Annotated in this window: 10 protein-coding genes and 1 pseudogene; 7 read left to right on the top strand and 4 right to left on the bottom strand. The window is 46.3% G+C overall.

What is annotated here, in order from left to right; translation table 11 throughout:
- Positions 1-7: 7 nt before the first annotated feature.
- Positions 8-1,045, bottom strand: a complete 1,038-nt coding sequence (locus NDI35_RS10190; protein ID WP_445312635.1) for an NADP(H)-dependent aldo-keto reductase — start codon at positions 1,043-1,045, stop codon at positions 8-10.
- Positions 1,046-1,249: 204 nt separating this feature from the next.
- Between NDI35_RS10190 and NDI35_RS10185 the strand changes: the two genes are divergently transcribed.
- The 5 genes from NDI35_RS10185 to NDI35_RS10165 all read left to right on the top strand — a co-directional run bounded on the left by NDI35_RS10185 (position 1,250) and on the right by NDI35_RS10165 (position 8,296).
- On the top strand, positions 1,250-2,389 hold the full coding sequence (locus NDI35_RS10185) for a DegT/DnrJ/EryC1/StrS family aminotransferase (RefSeq protein WP_445312634.1): 1,140 nt from the start codon (positions 1,250-1,252) through the stop codon (positions 2,387-2,389).
- A gap of 149 nt (positions 2,390-2,538) precedes the next feature.
- Positions 2,539-3,414, top strand: coding sequence for a cyanoexosortase B (crtB, locus tag NDI35_RS10180; protein ID WP_445312762.1), 876 nt, complete (start codon positions 2,539-2,541; stop codon positions 3,412-3,414).
- A complete protein-coding gene (locus tag NDI35_RS10175) occupies positions 3,414-4,133 on the top strand; it encodes a cyanoexosortase B system-associated protein (protein WP_445312633.1) in 720 nt (239 codons plus the stop codon). Before crtB ends, NDI35_RS10175 begins: the two co-directional genes overlap by 1 nt.
- A 129-nt stretch (positions 4,134-4,262) precedes the next feature.
- Positions 4,263-5,840, top strand: coding sequence for a polysaccharide biosynthesis/export family protein (locus tag NDI35_RS10170; RefSeq protein ID WP_445312632.1), 1,578 nt, complete (start codon positions 4,263-4,265; stop codon positions 5,838-5,840).
- 170 nt (positions 5,841-6,010) lie between these two features.
- On the top strand, positions 6,011-8,296 hold the full coding sequence (locus tag NDI35_RS10165; RefSeq protein ID WP_445312631.1) for a GumC family protein: 2,286 nt from the start codon (positions 6,011-6,013) through the stop codon (positions 8,294-8,296).
- Positions 8,297-8,546: 250 nt separating this feature from the next.
- Here NDI35_RS10165 and NDI35_RS10160 read toward each other — a convergent pair whose 3' ends face one another.
- Positions 8,547-8,825, bottom strand: coding sequence for a hypothetical protein (locus tag NDI35_RS10160; RefSeq protein WP_445312630.1), 279 nt, complete (start codon positions 8,823-8,825; stop codon positions 8,547-8,549).
- A 438-nt stretch (positions 8,826-9,263) separates the two neighbouring features.
- Between NDI35_RS10160 and lpdA the strand changes: the two genes are divergently transcribed.
- On the top strand, positions 9,264-10,700 hold the full coding sequence (lpdA, locus tag NDI35_RS10155) for a dihydrolipoyl dehydrogenase (RefSeq protein WP_445312629.1): 1,437 nt from the start codon (positions 9,264-9,266) through the stop codon (positions 10,698-10,700).
- 91 nt (positions 10,701-10,791) lie between these two features.
- Here lpdA and NDI35_RS10150 read toward each other — a convergent pair whose 3' ends face one another.
- Positions 10,792-11,322: a nucleotidyltransferase domain-containing protein gene (locus tag NDI35_RS10150; protein ID WP_445312628.1), complete on the bottom strand. Its 531-nt coding sequence runs from the start codon at positions 11,320-11,322 to the stop codon at positions 10,792-10,794.
- Positions 11,323-11,335: 13 nt separating this feature from the next.
- Between NDI35_RS10150 and NDI35_RS10145 the strand changes: the two genes are divergently transcribed.
- Positions 11,336-11,572 (top strand): hypothetical protein, encoded by a 237-nt coding sequence (locus NDI35_RS10145; protein WP_445312769.1) that lies wholly within the window; start codon positions 11,336-11,338, stop codon positions 11,570-11,572.
- On the opposite strand, the pseudogene NDI35_RS10140 reads toward NDI35_RS10145, so the two are convergent.
- Positions 11,487-12,549 (bottom strand): annotated as a pseudogene (locus NDI35_RS10140) (IS630 family transposase). The gene NDI35_RS10145 and the pseudogene NDI35_RS10140 sit on opposite strands and share 86 nt — an antisense overlap.
- Positions 12,550-12,681: the final 132 nt, after the last annotated feature.

The following is a 12,681-nucleotide window of genomic DNA, read 5'->3' as shown; positions in this document are numbered from 1 at the left end:
AATAAACTTACGGTGTCGGATTCGGATACTTAGCGTGCACCGCATTGATTTCCGCTATGATATCCTTATCCAAATTCACCTCCAAACTACCGATATTTTCCTCCAACTGTTCGAGACTTGTTGCACCGATAATTGTGCTAGTTACAAACCAGCGCGATCGCACATACGCCAAAGCCATCTGCGCCGGACTTATCCCATGTTTCCCCGCAATCTCAACATACGCTTTCACCGCATCATTCAGATTAGTTTTATCGTAACGCTGACCAAATCCCGCAAATAAAGCCAACCTAGAATTTTCTGGAATTCCATTCAAGTATTTACCCGTTAACAGCCCAAACCCCAAAGGACTGTAAGCCATCAATCCCACATTCTTAAAACGGCAAGTTTCTGCTAAATTTAGGTGAAATGTGCGATTGCTCAAACTGAAAGCATTCTGAATCGAAACAACTTTCGGCAAACCGTGTTTTTCAGCCAACGTGCAAAACTCGCAAACTCCCCAAGGCGTCTCGTTACTCAAACCCAAATAGCGGATTTTCCCAGCTTTAATCAAGTCAGCAAATACCTCTAACTGTTCCAAAATCGGTACTGTTTCGTGTTCTTGGGCGATGTCGTAATCCGGCGCACCAAATAGCGGCACGTAGCGATCGGGCCAGTGGATCTGATACAGGTCTATGTAGTCAGTTTGCAAGCGCTTCAGGCTGTCATTCAGGGCTTTTTCGACATTGGGGCGATCGATCTGATTTTTCCCTTCCCGAATCCACTTTAATCGAGTGCTTCTGCCCGCCACTTTAGTCGCTATAATGACTTTATCCCGCTGCTGTTTCGCCAACCATTCGCCGATATATTCCTCTGTTTTTCCCTGAGTTTCCGCCTTTCCAGGGACAGGATACATTTCTGCCGTATCGATAAAGTTGATTCCTCTATCGATCGCAAAATCGAGCTGTTGCGCCGCTTCTGCAACGGTGTTCTGCTGGCCGTAAGTCATCGTCCCCAAACAGATTTCAGATACTGATAAATCGCTGTTGCCGAGTTTTTTGTATTCCATGATTTTGATTGCTGCAAAATTCTCTGCTTCTATATTACAGAAAAAGTTTCATTTAGTTGCTCACTCAAAAAAAACGAAGTGAGGCGCAGCTCTTCTGTAAAAAATATCCATTTTTCCTCTCTACTCTGCGCCCTCTGCGGTTAAAATATTTTAAAAGCGATCTGCAATTAAATGTTAATATAAATAATTACGACCCGATAGTTTATGAGTAACCGCCCGCCACAAGTTCCGTTTGTAAATCTCTCCCTGCAACACCAACCAATCCAATCTCAAATAGCAGAAGCAATTAGAAAAATTATCCAGGAAGGAGACTTTATTTTAGGCCAAGCCCTCGCCGAATTTGAAGCAGCATTTGCAGCAGCTTCTGGAGTAAAATACGGCGTAGGAGTGGCTTGTGGAACTGATGCGATCGCTCTGGGACTCCAAGCTTGCGGCATTAATCCGGGCGACGAAATTATCATACCCGCTAACACTTTTATCGCCACCGCGATCGCCGTCCTCCAAGCCAAAGCTATACCTATTCTTGTAGATTGTGACCCGGAAACCGCCTTGATTGACCTCACAGCAGCCGAAACAGCAGTTACCTCGAAAACTAAAGCAATTATCCCCGTACACCTCTACGGTCAAATGGTATCGCCCCGGCAGCTTTTAGATTTTGCAAACCGCCACGATTTAATCATATTTGAAGATGCGGCCCAAGCGCACTTAGCCCACAGAGAAGGATACCGCGCGGGCTCCATTGGGAAAGCAGCAGCATTCAGCTTTTATCCCAGCAAAAACCTTGGTTCTTTTGGCGACGGCGGGATGTTAATTACTAATGATGCAGAGCTCACAGAAAAAATGCGAACTCTCCGCAATTACGGAGCACCCAGCAAATATTTGCACACAGAAATCGGTACCAACAGCCGCCTCGACAATTTGCAAGCCGCCGTGCTCAATGTTAAATTGCCTTACTTAGAAAAATGGAATCGCGATCGCACCGAGGCTGCTCAACACTACGATACTCTACTAGAACCCCTGAAACGCAAAGGCATTGTACCCATCGCCAACCACAGCAGCAGCGGTCACATTTATCACCTCTATGTTATCAAAATTACTGAGGAAAGCTCGATCGACCGCAACACCCTTCAGGAAAAACTCGCCCAACACGGCATTCAAACAGGTATACACTATCCCCTACCTTGTCACCTGCAACCCGCCTACCAAAACTTAGGCAATCCGGGCGACTTCCCCCACGCAGAAACCCTGTGCCAACAAATTTTATCATTGCCAATGTATCCCGGATTGAGCAATACTCAGATCGAGCAAGTTGTTCGGGCGATCGTACTATCATTGAATTGCTAATTGTTCATAAAATTTATGCTGGAGGTGTTTCAAGCAGTAGGGTGCGGTTATCAAAGCGTTTTTGTGGATAATTAACAAATCTTTAACTCACACTTTAAAACCCGAAAGCGTTGCGAATCCAGCGCGGCAATCTTAAAACTTCTCAAACCATGCACATCCAGCGCAGAATTCACATTGTTTTCAAGCGATACCTACTGGCGGAAGGTATCACAGTGCTCCTAGTGCTGCTGTACGCCCCCCTGCTAGTACACTGGTACGACGGCTGGCTCAACAAAACCATCAGCCTCGAACACGAATATTTCAGCCACGGACTAATTGGTTTGCCCTACGCAGCTTATATTGCTTGGATGAACCGAAAGTGCTGGCGCAGCTTACCCAACTCACCGCATCCTTTGGGAGGCTTTTTGCTGGTACTAGCCACGCTTTTTTATCTAAGTCGCTTGAGCGATTTAGTAAATTTATCCCTGCCCGTAATGCTGACCAGCATTTGCTTATCTTTAAAAGGAATTCCCGGCTTGCAATTGCAGGCGATGGCGCTTTTATTCGTATTTCTGGCATCGCCAAACCACATTCCTTACCTTATAGAACCCTACGCCTTGCCCTTACAGCAATTCATTGCTGAAACATCAGGCTGGATATTAATTAAGGTTGGTATCAACGTGAGAGTGGAAGAAATTTATCTGTACGTAAACGAGCGCATTGTAGAAGTTGCTCCACACTGTGCCGGCTTGAAAATGCTGTTTACCAGTCTTTATGTCAGCTTAATTCTGCTGGATTGGACGGGAGTTTGGAACTCTAGCAAAAAAAGCCTTTTGTTTTTAGTGATTACATCCATTCTTAGCATCACTTCCAACATTTTTCGCAATACTTTGCTAACTTACTTTCACGGAACCGACAGAGAGGCGCTTTTTACTTGGCTACACGCCGGATGGGGCGGAGATTTGTATTCTGCTTGTATACTAGGATTATTGGTACTTCTCCTCAACGGGATGGAAAAGTATTTCCCAAGTCAGTCTGGCAATTAATGAAACAGATGATTTCAGCACAGAAACTACTGCGGCGGTATCAATTATCTAAAATTATGGTACTGGTGTTTTTGCTGGTATTAGTTGGGGCAGTAGCAATTCCCGGCTACGCGACGGGAAGGTGGCCTTGGACAAACCCGCCAACCCTTGCCAACCTCAAGCAATTAAGAAGTGTGCGCCAAAACGGGATAAAAATTCCTGGGTGGCAGGTTATAGCCGTTCAGAATAACGTCCAAATTGGCGCTCACAGATGGTTAGTTCAAGAAATTAAAAATGATCGAACAATTGCCATTTTATTGCTGTTGCCTCAAAATTACGCCAAAAACCAGCCCCAAGTGGAATGGCTAGATATCGATGGATTTCACCGGTGGCAAACCGATTCTCATCGCACTTTGAGGTTTACAGTTAAATTAGCACCAATACCCGGCCAGCCACCGCCTAATGTCGAGGCGAGGTTTTTCCGAAGCTGGACTCCCCAACAAACTTTTGCTGTCGTGCAGTGGTACGCTTGGCCTAACGGGGGTTCTCCAACAACCAGCCGCTGGTTTTGGGAAGACAGCATTGCTAGACTGTCGAACCGCCGCGCCTCTTGGGTTGCTGTCAGTATCATCCTTCCCATTCAACCGCAGGGCGACATTAAGATAGCTCAACCATTGCTGGAATCTCTTGCCGAAAGTGTTCAGGCTAAATTAATTACAGAAACTTTTCGGTTTCAGTAAGCAGGTAGGTGTAAATAAATCAGCCTAGGGCGTGGGCGAGTTTTGCCAAAATCAACTGCTTCCTAGTCAATATTCTAGTTCAACCCGCCCCGAAAATATCTTATTGTTTTTTGTCGTCGCTATATTTAGATGAAACTTACAAATCAGGTCATTATTCAAAATATTACTTTTTTAAATCCTCTGAAAATGCGGGAAAAATCCACTATTAAAAATCGCCTCGCTTTTTCCTTGGCAGGTCTGTATTCAACTGCTTGGACTCTATCTTTTGCTGCTGTATTCTGGGGTTTTAATAGCAAAATTTTTTCGGAAACGGCTTTAGCTCAACCTGTTGTTCCAAGAGACGAACAGTTCGTGCCGCCACCGCAATTGCGTGTACCGCCACCGCCGCCTGCCAATTTCAACCGGGATATTAACCCAGCTTTTCGGAATCGGCCCTACCGCCTGGGCCCGGGAGACCAGATTTCGGTTCAAGTTCAGCGCTTCCCAGAGCTAGGTTTTACAGGTGCAATCAGCCCTGAAGGGGTAATTGTACTGCCGCTAATCGGAACAGTAAATGTGCGCGGTCTTACTGTCGAAGAATCACAGCAGCGCCTCCGGGATCGCTTTGGCCAATTTATCAAAAATCCTCAAGTCTCGGCTGCTTTGCTGGTTCAGCGGCCCGTAGTGGTGACGGTGACGGGGGAAGTGGCCAGACCGGGTTTTTATCCGCTGCAAACCCCCCAGCTTCCGGCGGCTCTGGCGGCGGCTGCTGGGACTAATCCTACGGCGGAACTGCGGGCAGTGCGGGTGCGGCGGACTCTGCCGGGAGGTGCTGTCGCTGAGCAAGTGGTTGATATTTTGACACCGTTGCAAACTGGTATTGCTCCGCCGGATTTGCGTTTGGAAGATGGAGATGCGATCGTCGTACCGTATAAACAGGTTACGCCCGATCGCAAATCCGATCAAGATTTAGCATCCAGGTACAGCCTCGCTGCTGCTGCTGTCCCCGTCCAAGTCACTGTCACCGGAGAAGTCAGCAAACCGGGTTTTTACACGCTTCCGGCGGGTTCTGGTCGAATTTCGGCTGCTTTGGTGATTGCGGGGGGAGTCACGGGAAAAGCCGATTTGCGGGAGGTGCGAGTGCGGCGGACGCTGATGGACGGCTCCTCGGTGGAGGAACCAATCGACCTCTACACTCCCCTAGCAAACGGTAACGATTTGTTCGATTTTCCTTTGGCATCGGGAGATGTGATTGTCATCCCGGAATTGGACGCTAGTACCAAAAACCTAGACTACGATAAAGCTCTGGTTTCGCGGTCTACTCTGATTAAACCCAGGATCTACGTTCGAGTTTTGAGTTACGCTAGTGGTGGTTTGACCTCGTTCTACGTAGAAAATGGCAGCAGGTTTTTGGATGCTCTCAACAACTTGCCTGTTAATCTTGCTAACTTGCGGAAAATAGCCCTGATTCGGTTCGACGAAAAGCAAGGTAGAGCAATCAACCGTTCGATAGATGCCAAAGCTGCTTTGGAGGGCAATGTTTCTCAGAACCCGATGCTAGAAGATAATGATGTGATTGTTATTGGTAGGAATTTGGTAGAGCGCATTGGTTATGTACTCAATACTTTTACTCGACCATTCCGGGATACTTTGGGATTTATTCTGTTCTTTGAGCAGTTGAGAAATGGGGTGACAGATTTGTTCGGCCCGTCACGTAATGATAGGTAGTCATACCATTTTCAAATTTCCATTTTCGATTTTCGATGGGGAATAACTTATGCGATATGTGTTTACAACTTACCTACAGTTGCAGCTTGTTGGGAAATGGGTATCATTTGTCAACAATCATTAGTTATCGTTAAAAATTAGCAATCTAAAATCTAAAATCTAAAATCGTCATGACTTTATCCGTTGTCAAACGTTATTTAATTGCTTTCGACCAATACAAGTGGGTGGGACTGGCTACTCTCGCGGTGACTGTGGGGGTGTCGGGAGTAGTGGCTATGCAGCCAAAGGCGGCGCCAGTTTACGTTGCTACAGGTACGCTGGCCTACCGCAGACCGAGCGTGATTTTTTCATCGACTACTACTAAAATTCAACAGGAAGGACAAGAAATAACTAAAGATATGCTGCTGGATAAAACGGTGGTTAAAGCAGCCGCAAAACAACTCATCAAACCCGAAAAAAAATTAAGCCAAAAAGAAGAGGAAGAAGAAGTACAAGCTTTGGCTAAAAAGCTGGTAAAAGATGTGCAAGTAAAGATGCCCAGTAAGAATAATGACCCCAGCGCTTTGATTCAAGTATTGTACAAAAATGCCAATCGTAAAAAAGCAGAAGCGGTACTAGAGACGCTGATGAACGAAATGGTGAATTACAGCACAACATTTAATACTTCTAGACTGCGAGACACGATCACCCAAATTAACCAGCGTTTGCCGAAAGTAACTCAGGAACTCAGAGAGACGGAAGCAAAACTTGAAGCCTACGCAAAACGAGAAGGAACTTCAATTTTAGCTGCTCAGAGCGGTGCTTTGCCGCAAGCGATTACCAACAGCCAACAGCAGCAGCGGCAACTCCGCCTGCAGTTGGGAGGAATTGAAGCTCAAATTAATAGTTTGCAGGATCGCTTGGGATTGAATGTGGAGCAAGCTTACGTCGCTCAAGCACTCTCTGCCGATCCAATTATTGCCCAACTGCGAGTGCAATTGTTTTCGATCGAATCTCAGCTCAAAATTCTCCGCAGCGACTTGCAGGAGGAACACCCGAAAATTGTAGAATTGCTCAAACAAAAACAAGCTTTTGAGCAGCAGTTGCAGCAGCGGCAATCTGAGGTACTCGGCGGTAACGGGGTGGCGGCTCCGCTCAGAAGTGCCGCTCGAATTCGGGTAGACTCTTCTTTAGATCCGGCCAGACAGCAGTTAGCTCAAACTTTGATTGCTTTGCAAACGCAGCGGGATACGGTGCAACAGCAACTTCAAGGAATCGAGAAAACTGAAAAAGAATTGCGTCGGGAACACGCGACAATCCCCAACAAGCAGTTAGAACAAGCGCGGTTGGCTCAACAAGTGGCGTTCAAACAAGCTCTCTACGACAAGATGCAGTCGGCTTTGGTAGATGCTGAGGCGGCGGTAGCTGAGACAACGGGGAGTTTGACAATCGCCCAAGGGCCGCAAACTGATGACGTTGAGTCAAACAAGAGAGGTTTGCCCGTGATGCTGGCGGTGGGCGGATTTGTGGGATTGCTGCTGGGCGGGGGGTTGATATTTTTGTTGGGGATGCTCAACGGCAAGTTTTACAGTTGGGAAGAAGTGCGGGCGGCTTTGGTGGAAAAAGAGGTGCCGATACTGGCAGTTTTGCCTGAAGTGACGGTGTTTGATTTTTACGGCGATGAAATAATGCCGCTGGCCTTGGAGGCAAATTCTCCCTATTTGGAATTTTACGAGCGGTTGCGTACTAATTTGCGCCGGATCGGGAACAAACCGGTGAAGGTGGTGTTGCTGACTTCGGCGGCGCCTTTGGAGGGGAAAAGTTTTAGTGCTTACAATTTGGCAATTGCATCGGCTCGATCGGGTAAACGGACTTTGCTAATTGAAGCAGATTTGCGATCGCCTTCTAATGTTGAATCGTTGAAAATTGCTGCAGATCCTCTGGCGACGGTGGAACCTTTGCACTATTACGGCAATATTAGCGAGTGCGTTCTTTTGGTTCCAGAGGTAGAGAATCTATACGTTGTGCCGAGTCCCGGCTTTTTGCGACAAGCCTCCGCCGTACTAGAATCAAGCGAAATGCGGAGATTGTTTGAGGATGTTCGCAACCGCTTTGATTTTGTGGTTGTGGATTCTCCGGCTTTGAGCGAGTGCAACGACGCGCTGACGCTGGAACCGTACACAGACGGTATGATTTTGGTGGCGCGGCCTGGTTACACTTTGTCTAGTATGTTGTCTGAGGCTGCAGATCAGTTGCTGGAATCTGAGGATGAGGAGTCGAATAAATCCGGGCCGCGGCTGTTGGGAGCGATTATTAACGGTGCTGATATTCCGGTCAAGTTCCGCAATGATATTGATATTGATGAATGGGAGTTGCCTTTGAGTGCGATCGGCGATCGCGCGATCGAAGTGCGATCGAGGCAATTACCACAGCACTCAAAGCCTAAAAACAAGGCTATTAATAGTAAATTGAGATAATTTATTTGGCTTAATTCTTGTAAAGCAATCCTCAACCAAATGTGAATATTTTGTAGGTGCAACCTAAGCAGCTTAAGCCAAAAGCACCGTTAACAGCCAGTCGATTTGAGATTTGAGATTTGAGATTTGAGATTTAAAAATTGACTCCACAGATGAATCTGGGAGCTGGAACTTCGGTCTAAAATTTTTCCCTGGTCAACAGTCAACAGTCAACAGTCAACAGTCATTACTTGAAAATGTGTCGATCGCACTATTGATTGGATTCCGGGCGCTTCTGGTGTTTATTTTGGATAAACTGTTCCAAATCGGCGATCGCATCTTCAAAATCCGACAAATTAATTTTCGCAGGTCTAGTCTTCTTCGGCGGACTCGAAGACTGACTCGAAGACTTAGCCGGAGGCGGTGGAGATTTAGGTGGTGCAGGTTGACTGCTGTTCGATTCTATAGAATCGAACAATTCATCAAGGGACTCAAAAAATGATTGAGCCGAGGCACGGCGTAAATCTTTCTGATCGTCATCATCTGTCATAAGCTACTCCATAGACTCTAAAAATTGTCAACAAACTCTGCCCACCCCGGCGCGTGCAGACATGAAAACCCGACTAAAACAAGCAGGCGCACACAATTTAACCGGGCGGTGGAATGCCTGCTGCTGAACTTGCTGCCCCAATATAAAAGCCGCAGCGGGCATTGTCAGCCTTCAAACTATATTTAACTGTACACCCGCCTACTGAGTGATTTGAGACTTGTGTAGACCCAGCTCAAAATCATTGACCATGAAAAAATCTCAGTTACGGCTCTTTCGTTGTCTAATTAACCCTAGTCTAGTCGAGAATAAGGAAACAGGACTTGCGCAACTATTACCGCTGTTCAAGGGTTGCGATGGCAACGCGCCAGCTCGAAAGGACGGACATACGGTATTTTTTGCTTGAGTCCTAAGATTTCAAAGGCATTAGGAGATTTTAAGGTGACTCAGGGATTTGATTACGATTTAGCAATTATCGGCGCTGGCGTGGGTGGACACGGGGCCGCCATACACGCGGTTAGCTGCGGGCTGAAAGTGGCAATTATCGAAGCGGGAGACATGGGCGGGACTTGCGTCAACCGTGGCTGCATTCCCTCGAAGGCGCTGTTGGCGGCTTCCGGGCGAGTGCGGGATTTGCGGAATGCCCACCACCTGAAGACTTTGGGAATTCAATTGGGGAGTGTGGATTTCGATCGCGGGGCGATCGCCAATCACGCTAACACTATTGTTAGCAAACTTCGCGGCGACTTGACCAACAGCCTCAAACGTTTGAACGTCGATGTCATCCAAGGTTGGGGCAAAATTGCCAGTGCTCAAAAAATTACCGTCGAAACCGATAAAGGCGAGAAAACTATTACCGCCAAGGATATTATTCTCGCTCCCGGTTCGGTTCCCTTCGTCCCCCCCGGGATAGAAATTGACGGAAAAACAGTATTTACCAGCGACGATGCTGTCAGGTTGGAATCGCTGCCGAAGTGGATCGCAATTATTGGCAGCGGTTATATCGGTTTGGAGTTTTCGGATATTTACACAGCCCTGGGCTGCGAAATTACGATGATTGAAGCTCTAGACCAATTGATGCCGACTTTTGACCCGGATATTGCTAAGTTGGCAGAACGAGTCTTAATTGCACCCCGCGATATTGAAACAAAAGTAGGTGTTTTGGCGAAGAAGATTACTCCTGGTTCGCCGGTCATTATTGAATTAGCTGATTTCAAAACTAAGGAAGTTGTCGAAGTTTTGGAAGTTGATGCTTGTTTGGTAGCAACTGGTCGGGTTCCGGTGAGCAAGAATTTGGGGTTAGAAACTGTTGGCGTGGAAACGATGCGCGGTTATATCCCAGTTAACGATAAGATGCAGGTTTTGGCGGCGGGAGAACCGGTGCAAAATTTGTGGGCGATCGGCGATGTTAATGGCAAGATGATGTTAGCGCATTCTGCGTCTGCTCAGGGAATTGCCGCAGTAGAAAATATTTGTGGCCGTGCCCGCGAAGTTGACTATTTGAGTATCCCGGCGGCGGCGTTTACTCACCCGGAAATTAGCTATGTGGGGATGACGGAACCTGCGGCGAAGGAGTTAGGAAAAACTGAAGGGTTTGAGGTCGGTTCTGTCAAGAGTTATTTTAAGGGAAATTCTAAGGCTATTGCGGAGGGTGAAACTGACGGTATGGCTAAGGTGATTTACCGGAAAGATACTGGGGAGTTGTTGGGAGTTCACATTTTCGGTTTGCACGCTGCGGATTTGATTCAGGAGGCGGCAAATGCGATCGCCCAGCGCGATTCTGTTAACAATTTAGCATTCCGAGTGCACACTCACCCGACGCTTTCGGAAGTGTTGGATGAGGCTTTCAAACGGGCGGCTGGAGCGGGTAGTCATTAATCTGTAGGGGCAGTTTTCTTGTTTTATATCCCCGACTTGTTGAATAAGTCGGGGATTTCAGTATTCGGTTTTAGGGCGGTGGTAGAGCAAGTTAAAGGAGATGAAACTGCTTGCAATTGCATCTTTTAGCATTCTCCAGAACAGGCAAGATGCCTGTTCCACAAAGAGTAAGTTTTTTTGTGGGGTGGGCATCCTGCCCGCCCGTCAAAGGCTTATTGAGAAATGACATTCCCTCTTTGCGAATCTTCCTCAATAAAGGCCCGCTGTAATGTATAAATCGCTCTTCGTCCATAAACAGACAGCTAATCACTTCATCATTTTGGAGCGACAAATCTGCTACAATCTGAAGAGTTCTATCAATTTCTTCGCCCGCTTGAAGTGGCGCTTTCAGAACTACTAAAACATCTATATCTGAGTCGGGATGTGCATCACCTCGCGCTTGGGAACCATAGAGCACCATTGGGGTGAGGCGATCGCCGTAGAGTTGCTCGAAGTGCGATCGTAATTGCATCAATATGTTCTTAAGTTTATCGTTAATGCTCATATTTGTGATAAAGGATTGGAGGGCGATCGGGATTCTTTCGTTATACCAAATATCCCACTCCGATTTTCTCCTACTCACTATAGTTTGTCTTATGAATGCTTGTCAAAGCGGTAAAAATTCCCTATGGTGTTGGAGAGACAGAATTAGTGATACTCAAAAAAAGAGCGATCGCACCTCAATAATAGAAGGGCGATCGCTCTTTCAGCAGCTAAGTCATATCATGTCCGGTAGTATAACCATAATTAAGGCGCAACTTGGGGCCACCAATGGAAATTTGTCAAACCTCGAACTAAGTCTTGCTGTTGGAGTAATTGTTGGCAGCGATTAAATAAAATTTCCTCTAATTCATCAAGATTTTTAAATGTTCGATTAGCAAGAGGCTCATTTGTAAGCGGCCAAAGTCTTTCTGCAGGTTGAAGTTCTGGAGAGTGAGAGGGCATTTCTATAATATGAATGCCCTGCGGTACATCAAGTTTTTTAGCGGTATGCCATCCAGCTTGATCCTTACGTCAATACGACTTGTTTATTTTCCCCGACTTCAAAATGTTGCGCGAAATCGGCTAAAACTTGATTAAAAATTTCGGTATTCACAAAAGGTAGAATCCACCAATATGTTTCTCCAGATTGTGGGTGAACGAAGCCATACAACCATAACCATTTAAATCGCCAATTTACCGATGCTACGGGTACTGTCCATTCATCTACCCAAATACGTCTAATTATTGGTTTTAGCCCAACTCTATGTTCATCCATTGTCCAAACTTCTACATCGGCGTCTGGGTACTTTTCTTGAACTTGAGTCACCGTTTTTGCTAGTTTTTTTTTCCATTGTTCCTGTTCCGTAAAGTCGGCTTCCTGATGAGATGGTCGAGGTACTCTCAAACGTAGTCTCATTGCCTTCAAATACTCCCAACCTCGTTGTCTACTAACTGAATGTCCTAATAATTCACTCATCCAATTTGCAACTTTCTGTCCGTTCCAAAGCCCACCAACAGTTGGATGTGATTGTAGCGCTTGCCATAGTTGTGCTTGTTGTACATCATTCAAAAGTGTATCGGCACCTGGATGTTCATGCCTTTTATCTCCAAGTGATTTTGGACCAATGCGGTTATACCCCCAGACTAGTTCATAAATCCAACTGAGACTGTAAGCAGTTATTTGTGAAACCTCTCGGCTACTTCTACCAGATGCTAATAACCAAATAATTTGATAATGGCTTCTCTCCACAGCATCTTTTGCCTGACGGTAGCGCTGTTCTAACTCGGTCAATGATAGATGTGGCTCTATACTAATACGTTTTGGCATGGGAGAGCGTGGATGCTGGCGACTGAAGGCATACTTATTCATTTTACTATGGGCGTGTTCCCGGACATGATATAAAATCTCAGAAATACCCGAGCAACATAGCCTGTGTCTAGCATTTTCAGGTCATGAATT

The organism is Microcoleus vaginatus FACHB-2002, assembly GCF_040004035.1.
Lineage (GTDB): Bacteria > Cyanobacteriota > Cyanobacteriia > Cyanobacteriales > Microcoleaceae > Microcoleus > Microcoleus vaginatus_C.
The sequence above is the reverse complement of the archived record's forward strand: the minus strand, read 5'-3'. Positions and strand labels throughout refer to the sequence as shown.